The organism is Dyella marensis (assembly GCF_900112865.1).
GTDB lineage: Bacteria > Pseudomonadota > Gammaproteobacteria > Xanthomonadales > Rhodanobacteraceae > Dyella_D > Dyella_D marensis_A.
Genome location: NZ_FONH01000006.1, coordinates 101,823 through 118,730 on the forward strand (window position 1 = coordinate 101,823; position 16,908 = coordinate 118,730).

A 16,908-nucleotide genomic window follows, 5' to 3' on the forward strand; every position below is an offset into this window, starting at 1 on the left:
GCCCCAACCTGCGCCGGACTATTTTGCGGGTGCGCAGTCCTTGCGGCCGTTATCGGCAATCCCCGCGATCAACCACTTCCCATTCTGCTTCACCAGATGCGCGATATCCGTGCCGCAGTGATCGACCTTGCCGTCGACCAGGAACTCGTACGGCGCCCAGATCACCGCGATGTTGTCGTCGATCTTCACCAGCGGATCGTGGATGCGTTCTTCCAGCTTCTGCGTGCCGGTGGCGGGGATGTGCTCGATAAACGCGTCGTAATGCAGCTGCTGGGTCTTGTCGGCGCGGGTGAGCGTGATCATGCCGCCGGGCAGCAGGGCGGAGCGCATCATCTCGTGATCGCGCTTGCCGATGCCGTCGAGCAGGGTCTGGAACGGGGTGAGTACTGCCTGCTTCTCCGAAGCATGGTCTTCGGGCGTAGCGGCGTGTAGCGGAGCGATCGCCAGCACGGCGCAGGCGGCGAGCGGCAGCGAAGAACGACGGACGTGCATGGGCGGACCTCCGTGACGGTAGTCCGGCCGATTCTAGCGACGCGCCCGGCAGCCGCCCGCATGACTAAGGGCAGGGTCGGCGCTTGCATGCGCGGGGTGCGGATGGTCTGCTTGCCGCTGTTGCCGGCTGCTGCAGGATCGCCATGGAGTTCCGCCTGATCGACCGCATCCGCGAGCGCACCGCGCAGGGGCGCGACGACGTGCGCTTAGGTATAGGCGACGATGCCGCCCTGCTGGCCGTGCCGGAAGGGCAGGAGCTGGCGGTGGCGATCGACACCATGGTCGAAGGCGTGCACTTCCTGCGCGACACCGCCCCGGCTGACCTGGGCTGGAAGGCGCTGGCGGTGAACCTGTCCGACCTCGCCGCGATGGGCGCCACGCCGGCCTGGGCGCTGCTGGCGCTGACCATGCCGCGCGGCGGCGACGCGCAGGCGCGGCAGCGTTTCGTCGACGAGTTTGCCGAAGGCTTCGCGCGGCTGGCGCAGCCGCATCGGCTGGCGCTGGTCGGCGGCGACACCACCAGCGGTCCGCTCGCCGTCAGCGTGGCGGTGCATGGCTTCGTGCCGCCAGGCAAAGCGCTGCGCCGGGCCGGGGCGAAGCCGGGCGATGTGGTGATGGTCACCGGCACGCTGGGCGATGCGGCGGCGGGATTGCATCTGCTGCAGCACGGCGGCGCGGACGGCATGCTGGCCGACTATCTGGTGGAGCGCCTGCAGCGCCCGACGCCGCGCGTGGCCGCGGGCCTGGCCTTGCGCGAGCGCGCCAGCGCCTGCCTCGACGTGTCGGACGGACTCGTCGCCGATCTCGGCCATATCTGCACGGCCAGCGGCGTCGGCGCGGAGATCGAAAGCGCGCTGCTGCCGCGTTCGTCGGCCTTGCTGGGTCTGTTCGACGATGGCTCGGCGCGCGATTTCGCGTTGGGCGGCGGCGACGACTACGAGCTGTGCTTCACCGTACCCGCCGCGCGCGCCGCGGAAGTACAGGCGGACCTGGCGCGCCTGGGCTGCGGCGCCGCGCGCATCGGCCGCATCGTCGAAGGCGAGGGCGTGCGGGTGCGCGGCGAAGACGGCGCATGGCTGGAGCCGGCGCGCCAGGGCTGGGATCATTTCGCCGCATGAGTGACAAGAAAATCCTTACTCCCGAACAGCGCGGCCGCCTCACGTCATCGCTGGCCGGCTGGATCGCCTGCGGCTTCGGTTCCGGTCTCGCGCCCAAGGCGCAGGGCACCTTCGGTTCGCTCGCGGCGCTGCTGCCATGGCTGCTGCTGCGCCAGCTGCCGCTGCCGTTGTATGCGCTGGCGGCGGTGCTGGCCTTCGCGCTGGGCGTATGGGCCTGCAACGTCGCCGGCCGCGCGCTGGGCGTGGACGATCACCGCAGCCTGGTCTGGGACGAGTTCGTCGGCCAGTGGATCGCGCTGGTGCCGGCGCTGCTGGCGCCGTGGTGGGCGGTGCTGGCCGGCTTCGCGCTCTTTCGCCTGTTCGATGTCGGCAAGCCCTGGCCGATCGGCTGGCTGGACCGGCACCTGAAGGGCGGCCTCGGCGTGATGGTGGACGACGTGGTGGCGGGCGTGTTCGCCGCGGTGGTGCTGGGCGTCGGGCTGGCGTTGCTGCGTTAGCGTTGCCGATCTTCGCCGGGTTGGACGCCTCGCCGGCGAGTTGGCATGCTCGCCGCGATAGCCATCCTGGAAGGAGCTTCCCCATGCAATACCGTCGTCTCGGCAAGAGCGGCCTGCAGCTCTCGGCATTGTCCTTCGGCGCCTGGGTCACGTTCGGCCAGCAGGTGGGTCGTTCGCTGGCGCGCGACATGCTGGCCATGGCGCACGACCATGGCGTGAATTACTTCGACAACGCCGAGGTGTACAACCACGGCGTGGCGGAGACGCTGATGGGCGACGTGCTGGCCGACCTGCGTTTCCCGCGCGACAGCTACTGCGTGTCGAGCAAGGTGTTCTTCGGCGCGCGGCCGAATCCGCTGCCGACCCAGCGCGGCCTGTCCCGCAAGCATGTGCTCGAGGCCTGCCACCAGGCGCTGCAGCGCCTGCGCGTGGATCACCTGGACCTGTATTTCTGCCATCGCCCCGATCCGGATACGCCGGTGGAGGAGACCGTCGCGGCGATGGATCTGCTGGTGCGCCAGGGCAAGGTGCTGTACTGGGGTACCAGCGAATGGCCGGCCGGACTGATCGGCGAGGCGCATCGCGTGGCGCGCGAGAACCATCTGTATGCGCCCAGCATGGAACAGCCCGAATACAACCTGCTGCATCGTGAGCGGGTCGAGCAGGAATACGCGCCGCTGTACCGCGACTACGGCATGGGCACCACGATCTGGTCGCCGCTGGCTTCGGGCCTGCTTACCGGCAAGTACAACGACGGCGTGCCGAACGACGCGCGCCTGGCCCAGCCCGGCTACGAATGGCTGCGCCAGGCGGTGCTGGAGCAGGGCGGCGAACGCATCGCCAAGGTACGGCGGCTGGCGCCGATCGCGGCCGAGCTCGGCGTGAGCCAGGCGCAGCTGGCGATCGCCTGGTGCCTGGTCAACCCGCATGTGTCCACGGTGATGCTGGGCGCCAGTCGCCTGGAGCAGCTGGAACACAACCTCGACGTGCTGCGCCTGCTGCCCCGCTTGACGCCGGACGTGCTGGCGCGGGTGGAGCAGGCCGTCGCCTGACCGTTCGACGGCGCCGGGGCAGGGCGCGGCGTTCTGCCCCGGCATGTTCACGATCTGGCCGTTGACAGGTAAATGAGAACGATTATCATCAACTCCGCCTCTGACCACAGCGGAGCCTGCTCATGTCCAACCCTGCCGTCCTTTCCACCCCGGCCGACCTGCTGTCGCGACCCCTCGGCCTGCTGCGCCTGAAAGCCCAGGCCGCCGACGAGCCCGGTGCGCGCCGCATCTCCAGCCAGTCCCTGCTCGCCGGCGAGCGCGAACTGGTGATCACCCACCAGGGCAGCGAGTACCACCTGCGGCTGACCCGCAACGACAAGCTGATCCTGACCAAGTAAGTCCGTCGTCGTCCGGCCCCGCGCCGGCATCGTTCTCAATCCAGGCCTATCGCCAGCACCGCGCTGCCCTCCCGCATCGCGCCAGCCGGGTCTCCTCCGCCAAGGAGCGCGCCATGTTCGGCTGGCTGGCCCATACCCTCGCCGCGGTCTGTCCGCATTCCCGTGCACCCTCCTGCGAGCCGCGCTGGCTGCGCGTGGCGCCGTCCGCGCTCGCCGCGCGGCTGCCATTGCTCGGCACGGTGCTGTACCTGCCGATGCGCGGCGAAGCCTCGCCGGAGCATCCCGCGCGCGGCTGGCTCGCCGAAAGCGAGGACCTGGCGCCGCTGCTGCACACCGAATGGCTGCTGGCGTCCTGCCTGATCGGCGCGGACGGCCCGCGCGAATGGCTGGAATGCGTGGACGCGAGCGGCCGCCTGCGCGCGCGGCTGCATCTGCTGCCGGACACCGACTACCTGGCCTGGGACGTGCTGCTCAGCGCCGGCACCCTTGCCGGCGCGCCCGCCTTCCGCCGCGTGCAGCGGCCGTTCCGCGCCGCCGACGCGCGCCTGCTGCATTTCACCCAGCGGCGCCTGGGCAATATGGACGTGCTCGGCGGCAGGGACGCCGCACATCTTTCGGTGCTGGGAGAAGGCATCGCGCGCGAAGTGGTGCGCGCCGAGGCGTTGGAGATCGGCCGCCTCGCGTAAGCGTGTCCGGACACTTGTCCGCCTGTCCGTCGGTCTGTCCGCGGACAGCGCGCCCCTCCCGGGTGCCCACGCCAACTCGCTGAAAAACAAGCCGAATCGATCGTCCTGGCGGTTGGCACAGCGCTTGCTGATACCGGTCCAGGGGCCACACATGTCCGTGGCCAGGGACCGATCATGATTCGCGATACTTCTGCTCAAGACCGCCTGGTCGAGGTCAAGCCCAGCCGCAAGCGCAAGCTCATCTTCATTGGAGCCGGCGTTGCCGCGGTGGCCGTGCTGGCGCTCGTGCTGCCGCAGGCCAGCCGCCTGTTCTCCGCCGATGCCTCGGTCAGCGGCTCGCGTCTTGCCTTCGGCACGGTCGAGCGCGGCCTGTTCGTGCGCGACATCGCCGCCGAGGGCAAGGTGGTCGCGGCGGTCAGCCCGACCCTGTACGCCACCTACGGCGGCGCGGTCACGCTGAAGGTGCACGCCGGCGACGTGGTCAAGAAGGGCCAGGTGCTGGCCAGCATCGACAGCCCCGAGCTGATGAACAAGCTGGCGCAGGAGCAGAGCGCCGCCGACGCGATGGAAGTCGACTACCTGCGCTCGCAGATCGACGCCAAGAAGAAGCGCGGCGAACTGCAGAAGTCCTACGACAACGCGCAGATCGACCAGACCAGCGCGCAGCGCGACCTGCAGCGCTACCAGAAGGCCTTCGGCCAGGGCGCCGTGCCCAGCATGAACGTGGACAAGGCCAAGGACGACGTCGAGAAGGCGCGCATCACCCTGGAGCATGCCAAGGCCGATCTCTCCAACGACGGCGCCAGCCTCGACTTCGACATCAAGTCGAAGAAGCTCGCCCACGACCGCCAGGTGCTGCTGGTAAAGGACCTGCAGCGACAGGTCGACGAACTCGACGTGAAGTCGCCGGTGGACGGCCAGGTCGGCCAGCTGTTCATCGCCGAACGCGCCACCGTGGCCAAGGATGCACAGCTGCTCAGCGTGATCGACCTGAGCAAGCTCGAAGTGGAAATGAAGGTGCCGGAAAGCTTCGCCCGCGACCTGGGCATCGGCATGGGCGGCGAGATCAGCGGCAACGGCAATACCTGGAAGGGCCTGGTCAGCGCCATCTCGCCCGAAGTGGTGAACGGCGAAGTGGCCGCCCGCCTGCGCTTCGAGGGCGACACGCCCAAGCAGCTGCGCCAGAACCAGCGCCTGTCCGTGCGCATCCTGCTGGACCGTCGCGACAACGTGCTGGCCGTGCAGCGCGGTTCCTTCGTCGACGAATCCGGCGGCGCCTACGCCTACATCGTGCGCGACGGCATCGCCGAGAAGCACCCGATCCGCGTCGGCGCCAGCAGCATCGACAAGGTGGAGATCCTGGACGGCCTGAAGGAAGGCGACCGCATCGTGATCTCCGGCACCGACAGCTTCAAGAATGCGGCGCGCGTCGCCATCAGCCGCTGACCTACCACCACTGCACCCTTACCGAAGGACGACACAACCATGCTCAAGATGACCCACCTGTCCAAGGTCTACCGCACCGAAGTGGTGGAGACCTACGCGCTGCGCGATTTCAACATCGACGTGAAGGAAGGCGAGTTCGTCGCCGTGACCGGCCCGTCCGGCTCCGGCAAGACCACCTTCCTCACCATCGCGGGCCTGCTGGAAACCTTCACCGGCGGCGAATACCACCTGGACGGCGTGGAGGTGAGCAACCTCAACGACAACGCCCGCTCCAAGATCCGCAACGAGAAGATCGGCTTCATCTTCCAGGCCTTCAACCTGATCCCCGATCTCAACGTGTACGACAACGTCGAAGTGCCGCTGCGCTATCGCGGCATGAAGGCGCTGGAGCGCAAGCAGCGCATCATGGACGCGCTGGAGCGCGTGGGCCTGGCCTCGCGCGCCAAGCACTACCCGGCGGAACTGTCCGGCGGCCAGCAGCAGCGCGTGGCGATCGCCCGCGCACTGGCCGGCTCGCCGCGCCTGCTGCTCGCCGACGAACCGACCGGCAACCTGGACACCCAGATGGCCCGCGGCGTGATGGAGCTGCTGGAGGAGATCCACCGCGAGGGCGCCACCATCGTGATGGTCACCCACGATCCGGAACTGGCCACGCGCGCGCAGCGCAACGTGCACGTCATCGACGGCCAGGTGGTCGACCTGGCGGAAGACCCGCGCTTTCACCAGCAGCAGGCGCGCGCCGGCGCGCCTGCATAAAGCTTTAAAGCCCCTCTCCCACCGGGAGAGGGGTTGGGGTGAGGGTACGGGCGGAGTGGAGCGTTGCGCTTCACCCGAACCCTCATCCGGCTGCCGCCACCTTCTCCCCGTACACAAAATTTGTGAACGGGGAGAAGGATTCGGAATTGGGAACTGATCTACTCATCGGACGCCTCCATGTTCGCCTACTACTTCCAGCTCGGCCTGCGCAGTCTCCGCAAGAATCCGTTGCTCACCGCCTTGATGGTGATGGCGATCGGCTTCGGCGTGGCGGCGTCGATGACTACCTATTCGGTGTTCCGCGCCACCTCCAACAACCCGATCCCGCAGAAGTCCTCGCAGCTGTTCGTGCCGCAGATCGACAACTGGGGCCCGGAAGACGCGCAGCAGAACCAGGGTGAGCCGCCGCGCGCGATGAGCTACACCGACGCGATCGGCCTGATGCGCGACCACAAGGCGAAGCGCCAGACCGCGCTGTATCCGGCCGGCCTGTCCATCGTGCCGGCGGACGCCAGCCAGCTGCCGTTCCGCGAGAACACCTACGGCGTGTACGCCGATGCGTTCCCGATGTTCGACATCCCGTTCAAGTACGGCCGCGGCTGGACCCAGGCGGACGACGACGCGCACGCCCAGGTCGCCGTGATCGGCCAGCAGCTCAACGAGAAGCTGTTCCGCGGCGAGAACAGCGTCGGCCGCGAGATCAACCTGGACGGCCGCAGCTACCGCATCGTCGGCGTGATGGACCACTGGGACCCGCAGCCGCTGTTCTTCGACGCGGTGAATACCGGCGGTTTCGACGATCCGACCCAGCTGTTCGTGCCGTTCACCCGCATGATCGAGCTGAAGGTGTCGACCAACGGCAACAACAACTGCAACAAGGATCCCGGCACCGGCTGGGACAACTGGCTGCATTCGGAATGCGTGTGGCTGGGCTTCTGGGCCGAGCTGCCGAGCAAGGCCGAAGCCGACGCCTACCGCAGCTATCTCAACGGCTATGCGGCCGAACAACAGCGCGCCGGCCGCTTCAAGTGGGCGCCGAATACCCGCCTGCGCAATGTGGTCGAGTGGCTGGACTACCAGAAGGTGGTGCCGCCGGAGGCGAAGATCTCGCTGCTGGTCGCACTGGGCTTCCTGGTGATCTGCCTGGTCAACACCATCGGCCTGCTGCTGGCCAAGTTCATGCGCCGCTCCTCCGAGATCGGCGTGCGCCGCGCCCTGGGCGCCTCGCGCAGGGAGATCTACACGCAGTTCCTGATCGAGGCGAGCGCGGTCGGCCTGGCCGGCGGCCTGCTCGGCCTGCTGCTGACCGGCGTGGGCGTATACGGCATCTCGCTGATCTTCGATCCGCAGGTGGCGCGCCTGGCCAAGCTCGACGTTCCGCTGGTGCTGCTGACCTTGCTGGTGGCGATCCTGGCCACGGTGATCGCGGCGTTCTACCCGACCTGGCGCGCCGCTCAGGTGCAGCCGGCCTGGCAGCTCAAGTCCAATTAACCCGAGGCGACGACCATGCTGCAGATCAAGCCCATTCTCGCCGCCCTCAAGCGCCACAAGGCCGGCACTATCCTGATCGCGATGCAGATCGCGCTGACCCTGGCGATCGTGTGCAACGCGCTGTTCATCATCCAGCAGCGCGTGGACCGCCTGTCGCGGCCCACCGGCATGGACGAGAACAACGTGCTGGCGATCCAGAACCGCTGGGTCTCGGTGGACGGCAAGGACACCGCCCCGCTGATCAAGGCCGACGTGCAGGCGCTGCGCCAGACACCCGGCGTGCAGGACGCCTTCGCCACCAACTCGTTCCCGCTGCGCGGCGGCGGCTGGTCGACCGGCGTCAACCTGGTGCCGAAGAACGAAGGCAAGTCGACCGCGCAGACCACGCTGTACTTCGTCGACGACCATGCGCTGGCCGTATACGGCGCCCAGCTCATCGCCGGCCGCAACTTCACCGCGGACGAGGTGATCACCGCCGACCCGAAGGACATCAAGTCCACCGCGCAGGTGATCGTCACCAAGGCGCTGGCCGACAAGCTGTATCCGAAGGGCGACGCGCTGGGCAAGCAGCTGTACCTGGGCGGCAAGGACATCCCGCCGAGCACTATCATCGGCATCGTCGCGCGGCTGCAGGTGCCGTGGAACGGCACCTGGTCGGACAACTTCAACGACAACGCCATGCTGTTGCCGGTGCAGCTGACCAGCAACTACACGATCTACCTGATCCGCGCCAAACCGGGCCAGCTGGCCGACGTGGTCAATAGCGCGCCGGCGGCTCTGCTCAAGACCAGCCGCATGCGCGTGATCTCCGGCGACCGCGCGGTGCGCACCTATGAGCAAGTGCGCGGCGACGCCTACAAGAACGACCGCGGCATGGCCATCCTGATGGGCGTGATCTGCGTGATCCTGCTGGCCATTACCGCTGCCGGCATCGTCGGCCTGACCAGCTTCTGGGTCGGCCAGCGCCGCAAGCAGATCGGCGTGCGCCGCGCGCTGGGCGCGACCAAGCGCGACATCCTCAGCTATTTCCTTACCGAGAACCTGATGATCGGCGTGGCCGGCGTGGTGATCGGCGTGGGCCTGGCGATCGGCATGAACCTGTGGATGGTCTCGCAGTTCGAGATGGCCCGCCTGTCGATCGTCTACGTGGTGGTCGGCGTGGTGGCGCTGCTCCTGCTCGGCCAGGCGGCGGTGCTGGCGCCGGCCATGCGCGCGGCGAAAGTGCCTCCGGTGGAAGCCACGCGCTCGGTGTGAGCGTGCGGCGATCCCCTTCCAACCAGAGAGAATCATGAGCGGAATGTTTGTCCACAACCTGCGGCTCGGCGCGCGCAGCCTGCGCAAGAACCCGGTGCTGACCGCGCTGATGGTGATGGCGATCGGCTTCGGCGTGGCGGCGTCGATGATTACCTACGCGGTGTTCCGCGCGGTGTCGGGCGATCCGATCCCGCAGAAGTCCTCGCAGCTGTTCGTGCCGCAGATCGACAACCGCGGGCCGCAGTACAACAACGGCGGCGAGCCGCCGGACGCGCTGAACTACACCGACGCCGTCGCCTTGATGAAGGCGCACCAGGCCAGGCGCCAGACCGTGCTGTTCGCGGTGCGCCTGTCGGTGCTGCCGGAGGACGCGCGGAAGGCGCCATTCAAGGTGCCGGGCTATGCGGCGACCGGCGATTTCTTCCCGATGTTCGACGTGCCGTTCCAGTACGGTTCCGGCTGGAGCGCCGCGGACGACGACGCGCACGCCCCGGTCATCGTGATCAGCCGCAGCCTCAACCAGAAACTGTTCGGCGGCGCCAACAGCGTGGGCAAGGAGATCGTGCTGGACGACCAGCAGTACCGCGTCGTCGGCGTCACCGAGACCTGGGATCCGAAGCCGCGCTTCTTCGACATGTTCAGCGGCCACGCCTACTCCGAGCCCTCGCAGGTCTACATCCCGTTCAACCGCGCGATGGATCTGAAGATCGAGACGGCGGGCAACAACAACTGCGGCGGTGGCGGCAAGCGCGGCGACGACCGCGAAAGCTGGCTGCGCGGCCAGTGCGTGTGGATCAGTCCCTGGGTCGAGCTGAGCAGCGCGACCGAGGTGGAGCGCTACCGGCAGTTCCTGGCCTCCTATGCGGATGACCAGCGCCGCGCCGGCCGCTTCAACTGGGCGCCGAACGTCCGTCTGCGCGATGTGCCCGGCTGGCTCGAATACAAGCACGCGGTGCCGCCGGAAAGCCGCATCGCGCTGGTGGTGGCGGTGGGCTTCTTCGTGATCTGCCTGGTCAACACCATCGGCCTGCTGCTGGCGAAGTTCATGCGCCGCGCATCGGAGATCGGCGTGCGCCGCGCGCTGGGCGCATCGCGCGCGGACATCTACCGCCAGTTCCTCGCCGAGGCGGGCATGGTCGGCCTGGCCGGCGGCCTGCTGGGCGTGGTGCTGACCGGCGTCGGCATGCTCGGCGTGGGCCTGGTGTTCGAGCCGGAGATCGCGCACCTGGCACGGCTGGACCTGTCGCTGGTGTCGCTGGCCCTGCTGGTGGCGATCGCCGCGACGGTGCTGGCGGCGTTCTATCCGACCTGGCGGGCGGCGCAGGTGCAGCCCGCCTGGCAGCTCAAGTCCAACTGAGGCGAGGAGATCAAGGCCATGGAAATCAAGCCCATTCTCGCCGCGCTGCGCCAGCACAAGGCCGGCACCATCCTGATCGCCATGCAGATCGCGCTGACCCTGGCGATCGTATGCAACGCCCTGTTCATCATCCAACAGCGCGTGGCGCATCTGTCGGAGCCCACCGGCATCGACGAGCCGAACATCTTCGTGATCCAGAACGAATGGATCGGCCAGACCAGCAGCGCCCAGGCGGATGCGAAGCTGCGCAGCGACCTGGACGTGCTGCGTCGCGTGCCCGGCGTGAAAGATGTCACCACCAGCAACTCGTATCCGCTGCGCGGCGGCGGCTGGGACGATGGCGTGCGGCTGAGCGCCGAACAGATCGAGGACAGCTCCGACGCGACGATCTATTTCGCCGACGAGCACTTCCTCGACACGCTGGACCTGAAGCTGGTCGGCGGCCGCAATTTCCGCGCCGACGAGATCCAGCCCATGAGCATGCGCGACCGCCTGGCGCCGCCGGTGATCATGGTCACGCGGGCGCTGGCCGAGAAACTGTTTCCCGGCGGCAGCGCCCTGGGCAAAACGGTGTACCTGGTCGGCGGCCCGGCCACCATCGTCGGCGTGGTGGACCTGCTGCAGGCGCAGAGCGTCGCGCGCTGGGCGTCGAACTTCGCGTATCGATCGGTGATCGTGCCGCGCCGCATGGCGATCGCGGAAGGCGCCTTCTACATCGTGCGCACCCAGCCCGGCCAGCTGGAGCCGGCCATGATCGCCGCGCGCAAGGCGTTGTTCGCGGACAACCCGCGACGGGTGTGGGACGACAAGGAGGGCATCCTCAGCTTCGCCGAGGTGCGCTCGATGGCCTACGAAAGCGACCGCGGCATGGCCGTGCTGATGGGCGTCATCAGCCTGGTGCTGCTGGCGATCACCGCCGCGGGCATCGTCGGCCTGACCAGCTTCTGGGTGGGCCAGCGGCGCCGGCAGATCGGCGTGCGCCGCGCGCTGGGCGCCACGCGCGGCGACATCCTCAGCTATTTCATGACCGAGAACCTGTTGATCAGCGTGGGCGGCGCCGTCGCCGGCGCGGTGCTGGCGATCGCCATGAATCTCTGGCTGGTCACGCGCTTCGAGATGCACCGGCTGTCGCTGTTCTACGTGCTGGCGGGCGTGCTGATGCTGTTGCTGCTGGGTCAAGGGGCGGTGCTGGCGCCAGCGATCCGCGCGTCGAAGGTATCGCCGGTGGAGGCGACGCGCTCGGTGTGACCGCGCGCATCGCTCATCAGGGACAAAAGAGGGGAGAGGGCATGTTCACGTATTACCTGGAGCTCGCGCTGCGCAGCCTCCGGCGCAACAAGGTGCTCACCGGACTGATGGTGGTGGCCATCGCGCTGGGCATCGGCGCCTGCATGACCACGCTGACCGTGCTGCACGTGCTGTCGGGCGACCCGATCCCGGCCAAGAGCGCGCGGCTGTTCTATCCGCAGCTCGACCCGCAGGACATGGACGGCTACCGGGAGGGCGAGGAGCCGCCGGAGCAGGTGACCTGGATCGACGGCCAGAACCTGCTCAAGGCCAGGCGCGCCCAGCGCCAGGCGCTGATGACCGGCGGCGCGGTGCCGGTGCAGCCGGCGCAGGCCGACGTCGAGCCGTTCTTCAGTGACGCGCGCTACACCACCGCGGATTTCTTCCCGATGTTCGAGGTGCCGTTCCTGTACGGCCAGGGCTGGAGCGGCGGCGACGACGACGCCAAGGCACGCGTGGCGGTGATCACGCGCAAGCTCAACGACAAGCTGTTCGGCGGCAAGGACAGCCGCGGCCAGATCGTGCGGCTGAAGGACACCGCCTTCCGCGTGGTCGGTGTACTCGATGACTGGCGGCCGAATCCGCATTTCTACGATCTCAACATGGGCAACTACTCCGAGTCGGAGGAAGTGTTCTTGCCGCTCTCCACCTCGCGCGACCTGGTCCTGCCACGCAACGGCAGCACCAACTGCTGGGGCAGGGGCGGCGGCAACGACGGCGATCAGGTGGAGAACGCCACCTGCGTGTGGATGCAGTTCTGGGTGGAGCTGGCGAGCCCGGCGGACGCCGCGGCGTACAAGACGTTCCTGGAGAACTACTCGCGCGAGCAGAAGGCGCTGGGTCGCTTCGAGCGCCCGGTGAACGTGCGCCTGCGCAACGTGATGCAATGGCTGGACCAGGAAAAAGTGGTGCCCAGCGACGTGCGCCTGCAGAGCTGGCTGGCGATCGGCTTCCTGATCGTATGCCTGGTCAACACCGTCGGCCTGATGCTGGCCAAGTTCCTGCGCCGCGCCGGCGAGCTCGGCGTGCGCCGCGCGCTGGGCGCGTCCAAGCGCGAGATCTTCAAGCAGCTGCTGATCGAGGCCGGCGTGGTCGGCCTGGCCGGCGGGGTATGCGGCCTGCTGCTGGCCTTCATCGGCCTGTGGCTGGTGCGCCAGCAACCGGCGGACTACGCCTCGCTGGCGCGGCTGGACCTGGTCATGCTCGGCGCCACCTTCGCGCTCGCGGTCGGCTCCAGCATCGCGGCAGGCCTGCTGCCCGCCTGGCGCGCCTGCCAGGTCGCGCCCGCGCTGCAACTGAAGAGCCAATAAGGGAGACACCATGGCCATCCGTCCCATTCTGTCCACCCTGCGCCGCCACAAGACCACGGCCTTGCTGGTGGTGCTGGAGATCGCGCTGACCTGCGCCATCGTGTGCAACGCGGTGTTTCTGGTCACCCAGCGCATCGACCGCATCCACATGCCCAGCGGCGTGGCCGAGCACGAGCTGATCCAGATCGGCCTGGCCGACATCGGCAAGACGCCCGACGAGCATGCCCGCACGCTGACCGACCTGGCCGCACTGCGCGCCATCCCTGGCGTGACGGAAGTGGCCTCGGTGAACCAGATACCTTTCGGCCGTTCGTCGAACAATAGCGGCATCAAGCTCGATCCCAAGCAGAACAAGCCCACCGTCAACGCCACCAACTATTACGGCGAGAACATCGGCCAGACCCTGGGCGTGCAGCTGGTCGCCGGGCGCCTGCTGCAGCCGGAGGACCATGTCAGCCTCAAGGAGGCGGGCCAGGCCTTCAAGGAAGGCAAGACCGAGGGATTGCCGCGCATCGTGGTGATCACCCAGCCGATGGCGGAGCGCCTGTTCCCGGGCCAGTCGGCGCTGGGCAAGACGATCTGGCTGGGTTCGGAAGTGCCGTTGCAGGTGGTCGGCGTGGTGAAGAACCTGGTACGCCCGTCGATCTGGAACGACGCCGAGGCGCAGTACAGCATGATGCTGCCGATGCGGGTGGAGGATAACCAGTACCTGATCCGCACCGCGCCGGGCCAGCGCGAGCGCGTGCTGGCCGCCGCGATCGAGGTGCTGAAGAAGAACAACCCGCATCGCATCTTCTGGCAGAAGCGCACCTGGGACGAGGTGCGCCAGAAGTTCTTCGACAGCGACCGCTCCATGACCGGCCTGCTGATCGGCGTGTGCGTGGCGCTGCTGGTGGTCACCGCGCTGGGCATCGTCGGCCTGGGCAGTTTCTGGGTGGCGCAGCGGCGCCGGCAGATCGGTGTGCGCCGCGCGCTGGGCGCCACCCGCGGGCACATCCTGCGCTACTTCCAGACCGAGAATTTCCTGCTCGCCACCATCGGCATCGCGATCGGCATGGTGCTGGCCTACGGCATCAACCTGTTCCTGATGGTGCATTACGAATTGCCGCGCCTGCCGGCGATCTATTTTCCGGTCGGCGCGCTGGCGCTGTGGCTGATCGGTCAGGCCGCGGTGCTGGGGCCGGCGATGCGCGCGGCGGCGGTGCCGCCGGTGGTGGCGACGCGCTCGGTGTAAGCGTTTTTCAGGAGAAAACGGATGTTCGGCTACTACCTCGATCTCGCCCTGCGCAGCCTCAGGCGCAACATGGTGCTGACGGCGCTGATGGTGCTGGCCATCGCCGTGGGCATCGGCGCCAGCATGACCACGCTGACGGTGATGCACCTGCTGTCGGGCGACCCGCTGCCGGGGCGCAGCGACAAGCTGTTCTACGCACAGGTGGACGACAACCTCTCCGCCGGCGACTACAAGGAGCCGCTGGACAAGCAGGGCTATCAGTCCACCATCGACCTGTGGAACGCCCGCCAGGCCGATCGCCAGGCGATCGTGGTGGAAAGCCCGGTGAAGCTGCGCGCACCGCAGACCACGCTGCCGCCGCTGATGCTGTCGATGCTGTCCACCACGGCGGATTTCTTCCCGATGTTCGACGTGCCGTTCCGCTATGGCGCTCCCTGGCGCGCCGAGGACGACGCGTCGCGCGCACGCGTCGCGGTGATTTCGTCCGACCTCAACGACAAGCTGTTCGGCGGCGCCGACAGCGTCGGCCGCACGCTGCGCTTGCGCGATACCGACGTGCGCATCGTCGGCGTGCTGGGGCGCTGGCGGCCGTCGCCGCAGTTCTACACCGTGGCCGGTGGCCGCTTCGCGGCCGGCAAGACCGCCGACTTCTACAGCAAGCCGCAGGACATCTTCACGCCGTTCTCCAGCGCGCTGGAATTCAACGACGGCAACTTCTACCAATACACCTGCTCGCAGCCGCCGGCGACGCCAGGCCATCTGCAGAACGCGCCGTGCGCGTGGCTGGGCCTGTGGGTGCAGTTGAACAGCCCGGACAGGGCCGCGGCATACAAGCGCTTTCTGGATGGCTACGCGGCGCAGCAGCAGGGGCGCATCCTGCGCCCGCAGAACACGCGGCTGCGCAGCCTGATGGAGTGGCTGGATTTCCAGGGCGTGGTGCCCAGCGACGTACGCCTGCAGACCTGGCTGGCGTTCGGCTTCCTGGCGATCTGCCTGTTCAACACGATCGGCCTGCTGCTGGCGAAGTTCCTGCGGCGCGGCGGCGAGATCGGCGTGCGCCGCGCGCTCGGCGCCAGCCGCGGCGCGATCTTCTGCCAGTGCCTGGTCGAAGCCGGGATGATCGGCCTGGTCGGCGGCCTCGGCGGCCTGCTGCTGACCCTGCTGGGGCTGGGCCTGGTGCGGAGGCAGCCGGTCGCATTCGCCGACATGGTGCACCTGGATGCGCGCATGTTCGCCTTGACCTTCGTGCTGGCGATCGTGACCAGCCTGCTGGCCGGTTTCCTGCCGGCGCTGCGGGCGAGCCGGGTGGCACCCGGCCTCCAATTGAAGACGCTCTGAGGTGTGCATGGAAATCCAACCCATCCTGGCGGCGCTGCGCAAACATCGTCTGGCCACCTTGCTGATCGCACTGGAGATCGCGCTGGCCTGCGCGGTGCTGTGCAACGCCTGCTTCCTGATCGCCAACCGCCTGCAGGCCATGCAGGTGCGCAGCGGCGTGGACGAGGCCGCGCTGGCGACCTTGCAGATCAGCGGCTTCGAGAACAGCCAGGCCAACGACATCAACGCGCGCATCCTCGCCGGCCTGCGCGCCATTTCCGGCGTGCAGTCGGCCAGCGTGCTCAACTCGATTCCCTTCGGCGAGCACCGCGGCCGCGTAGGCATCATGACCGACGCCGAAGGCAAGCATTTCGGCGGCGTGGTCGAGCTCTATATGGGCGGGCCGGGCAGCCTGGAAGCGCTGGGGCTGCACGTGGTGGCGGGGCGGCCCCTGCAAGCGGACGATTACCAGCCGTTCGAGGGTGTGTTCCCCACCTCCGCCTCGGTGCTGATGGCGCGGGAGCTCTCCGATCACCTGTGGCCGGGCGCCGATCCGTTGGGCAAGACCTTCTGGGTGGACAAGTGGTCGTACCGGGTGGTCGGCATTGTCGATTACCTGGTCACGCCCTACCCAAGCTATGCCGGGCGCAGCGCGCCGGGCTGGTCGGCGTTCGTGCCGGCGCAGCCTGGGCCGATGATGGCCGGCAGCTACCTGATCAAGGCCGCGCCGGCGGATATCGGCCGCGTACTGCGCGATGCGCGCGAGATGGTGGCCAAGGTCGCGCCCGACGCGGTGCTCGACCAGGAAGGCTCGCAGACCATCAGCGACCTGCGCAATCAGTTCTTCCAGCAGGATCGCATCATGGCCTTCATGCTGGTCGGCGTGATCGTCGCCCTGCTGCTGGTCACCGCGCTGGGCATCGTGGGCCTGGCCAGCTTCTGGGTGCAGCAGCGGCGCAAGCAGATCGGCATCCGCCGCGCCATCGGCGCAACGCGCGGCGACATCCTGCGCTACTTCCAGACCGAGAACTTCCTGATCGTCAGCGGCGGCATCGCGCTGGGCATGGTGATGGCCTTCGCGCTCAATCTGGCCCTGATGAAGTTCTACGAGCTGCCGCACCTGCCGCTGTACTACCTGCCGGTAGGCGCCATCGCGCTGTGGGCGCTCGGCCAGCTGGCCGTGCTGGGCCCTGCGCTGCGCGCCGCGGCGGTGCCGCCGGTGGTGGCGACGCGCTCCGGCTGAGGCGAAAAGCAAAGAGCCTGCGCAAGGCAG

16 protein-coding genes are annotated in these 16,908 nt (G+C 68.1%); 15 read left to right on the forward strand and 1 reads right to left on the reverse strand.

Translation table 11 applies throughout. The features are described 5' to 3' along the window. Window positions 1–18: 18 nt before the first annotated feature. The gene (locus tag BM172_RS11320; protein ID WP_035322364.1) at window positions 19–492 is read right to left on the reverse strand and encodes a nuclear transport factor 2 family protein; all 474 of its coding nucleotides are present in this window, start codon (window positions 490–492) and stop codon (window positions 19–21) included. Window positions 493–635: 143 nt separating this feature from the next. Between BM172_RS11320 and thiL the strand changes: the two genes are divergently transcribed. The 15 genes from thiL to BM172_RS11395 all read left to right on the forward strand — a co-directional run bounded on the left by thiL (window position 636) and on the right by BM172_RS11395 (window position 16,878). Beyond that, on the forward strand, window positions 636–1,610 hold the full coding sequence (gene thiL, locus BM172_RS11325) for a thiamine-phosphate kinase (RefSeq protein WP_026633595.1): 975 nt from the start codon (window positions 636–638) through the stop codon (window positions 1,608–1,610). After that, complete coding sequence (locus BM172_RS11330; RefSeq protein WP_026633594.1) at window positions 1,607–2,107, forward strand: phosphatidylglycerophosphatase A family protein; 501 nt, start codon at window positions 1,607–1,609, stop codon at window positions 2,105–2,107. The genes thiL and BM172_RS11330 overlap by 4 nt, the downstream gene beginning before the upstream one ends. An 83-nt stretch (window positions 2,108–2,190) precedes the next feature. After that, a complete protein-coding gene (locus BM172_RS11335; RefSeq protein ID WP_026633593.1) occupies window positions 2,191–3,159 on the forward strand; it encodes a potassium channel beta subunit family protein in 969 nt (322 codons plus the stop codon). Window positions 3,160–3,281: 122 nt separating this feature from the next. After that, window positions 3,282–3,497 carry a hemin uptake protein HemP gene (gene hemP / locus BM172_RS11340; RefSeq protein WP_026633592.1) on the forward strand — a complete coding sequence of 72 codons (216 nt, stop codon included), beginning with the start codon at window positions 3,282–3,284 and terminating at the stop codon, window positions 3,495–3,497. Window positions 3,498–3,610: 113 nt separating this feature from the next. After that, window positions 3,611–4,183: a hypothetical protein gene (locus BM172_RS11345; protein WP_051548328.1), complete on the forward strand. Its 573-nt coding sequence runs from the start codon at window positions 3,611–3,613 to the stop codon at window positions 4,181–4,183. Between the two features lie 174 nt (window positions 4,184–4,357). Next, complete coding sequence (locus BM172_RS11350) at window positions 4,358–5,629, forward strand: efflux RND transporter periplasmic adaptor subunit (protein ID WP_026633591.1); 1,272 nt, start codon at window positions 4,358–4,360, stop codon at window positions 5,627–5,629. A 39-nt stretch (window positions 5,630–5,668) separates the two neighbouring features. Then, entirely contained in the window at window positions 5,669–6,385 is a 717-nt protein-coding gene (locus BM172_RS11355; RefSeq protein WP_026633590.1) for an ABC transporter ATP-binding protein, read from the forward strand. A 177-nt stretch (window positions 6,386–6,562) separates the two neighbouring features. After that, window positions 6,563–7,876: an ABC transporter permease gene (locus BM172_RS11360; RefSeq protein WP_026633589.1), complete on the forward strand. Its 1,314-nt coding sequence runs from the start codon at window positions 6,563–6,565 to the stop codon at window positions 7,874–7,876. A gap of 15 nt (window positions 7,877–7,891) precedes the next feature. Further along, window positions 7,892–9,130, forward strand: coding sequence for an ABC transporter permease (locus BM172_RS11365; protein ID WP_035322361.1), 1,239 nt, complete (start codon window positions 7,892–7,894; stop codon window positions 9,128–9,130). A gap of 43 nt (window positions 9,131–9,173) precedes the next feature. Continuing rightward, window positions 9,174–10,487 (forward strand): ABC transporter permease, encoded by a 1,314-nt coding sequence (locus BM172_RS11370; protein WP_026633587.1) that lies wholly within the window; start codon window positions 9,174–9,176, stop codon window positions 10,485–10,487. A gap of 18 nt (window positions 10,488–10,505) precedes the next feature. Then, a complete protein-coding gene (locus tag BM172_RS11375; protein WP_026633586.1) occupies window positions 10,506–11,735 on the forward strand; it encodes an ABC transporter permease in 1,230 nt (409 codons plus the stop codon). A 41-nt stretch (window positions 11,736–11,776) separates the two neighbouring features. Beyond that, entirely contained in the window at window positions 11,777–13,084 is a 1,308-nt protein-coding gene (locus tag BM172_RS11380) for an ABC transporter permease (RefSeq protein ID WP_026633585.1), read from the forward strand. 10 nt (window positions 13,085–13,094) lie between these two features. Next, a complete protein-coding gene (locus BM172_RS11385; protein WP_026633584.1) occupies window positions 13,095–14,318 on the forward strand; it encodes an ABC transporter permease in 1,224 nt (407 codons plus the stop codon). A gap of 21 nt (window positions 14,319–14,339) precedes the next feature. Continuing rightward, window positions 14,340–15,656 (forward strand): ABC transporter permease, encoded by a 1,317-nt coding sequence (locus tag BM172_RS11390; protein ID WP_026633583.1) that lies wholly within the window; start codon window positions 14,340–14,342, stop codon window positions 15,654–15,656. 7 nt (window positions 15,657–15,663) lie between these two features. After that, window positions 15,664–16,878 (forward strand): ABC transporter permease, encoded by a 1,215-nt coding sequence (locus tag BM172_RS11395; protein ID WP_026633582.1) that lies wholly within the window; start codon window positions 15,664–15,666, stop codon window positions 16,876–16,878. Window positions 16,879–16,908 lie beyond the last annotated feature (30 nt).

Excerpts from the sequence above, each read along its gene's own strand:
- BM172_RS11320 (WP_035322364.1), bottom strand. The coding sequence starts at position 492 with ATGCACGTCCGTCGTTCTTCGCTGCCGCTCGCCGCCTGCGCCGTGCTG.
- thiL (WP_026633595.1), top strand. The coding sequence starts at position 636 with ATGGAGTTCCGCCTGATCGACCGCATCCGCGAGCGCACCGCGCAGGGG.
- BM172_RS11330 (WP_026633594.1), top strand. The coding sequence starts at position 1,607 with ATGAGTGACAAGAAAATCCTTACTCCCGAACAGCGCGGCCGCCTCACG.
- BM172_RS11335 (WP_026633593.1), top strand. The coding sequence starts at position 2,191 with ATGCAATACCGTCGTCTCGGCAAGAGCGGCCTGCAGCTCTCGGCATTG.
- hemP (WP_026633592.1), top strand. The coding sequence starts at position 3,282 with ATGTCCAACCCTGCCGTCCTTTCCACCCCGGCCGACCTGCTGTCGCGA.
- BM172_RS11345 (WP_051548328.1), top strand. The coding sequence starts at position 3,611 with ATGTTCGGCTGGCTGGCCCATACCCTCGCCGCGGTCTGTCCGCATTCC.
- BM172_RS11350 (WP_026633591.1), top strand. The coding sequence starts at position 4,358 with ATGATTCGCGATACTTCTGCTCAAGACCGCCTGGTCGAGGTCAAGCCC.
- BM172_RS11355 (WP_026633590.1), top strand. The coding sequence starts at position 5,669 with ATGCTCAAGATGACCCACCTGTCCAAGGTCTACCGCACCGAAGTGGTG.
- BM172_RS11360 (WP_026633589.1), top strand. The coding sequence starts at position 6,563 with ATGTTCGCCTACTACTTCCAGCTCGGCCTGCGCAGTCTCCGCAAGAAT.
- BM172_RS11365 (WP_035322361.1), top strand. The coding sequence starts at position 7,892 with ATGCTGCAGATCAAGCCCATTCTCGCCGCCCTCAAGCGCCACAAGGCC.
- BM172_RS11370 (WP_026633587.1), top strand. The coding sequence starts at position 9,174 with ATGTTTGTCCACAACCTGCGGCTCGGCGCGCGCAGCCTGCGCAAGAAC.
- BM172_RS11375 (WP_026633586.1), top strand. The coding sequence starts at position 10,506 with ATGGAAATCAAGCCCATTCTCGCCGCGCTGCGCCAGCACAAGGCCGGC.
- BM172_RS11380 (WP_026633585.1), top strand. The coding sequence starts at position 11,777 with ATGTTCACGTATTACCTGGAGCTCGCGCTGCGCAGCCTCCGGCGCAAC.
- BM172_RS11385 (WP_026633584.1), top strand. The coding sequence starts at position 13,095 with ATGGCCATCCGTCCCATTCTGTCCACCCTGCGCCGCCACAAGACCACG.
- BM172_RS11390 (WP_026633583.1), top strand. The coding sequence starts at position 14,340 with ATGTTCGGCTACTACCTCGATCTCGCCCTGCGCAGCCTCAGGCGCAAC.
- BM172_RS11395 (WP_026633582.1), top strand. The coding sequence starts at position 15,664 with ATGGAAATCCAACCCATCCTGGCGGCGCTGCGCAAACATCGTCTGGCC.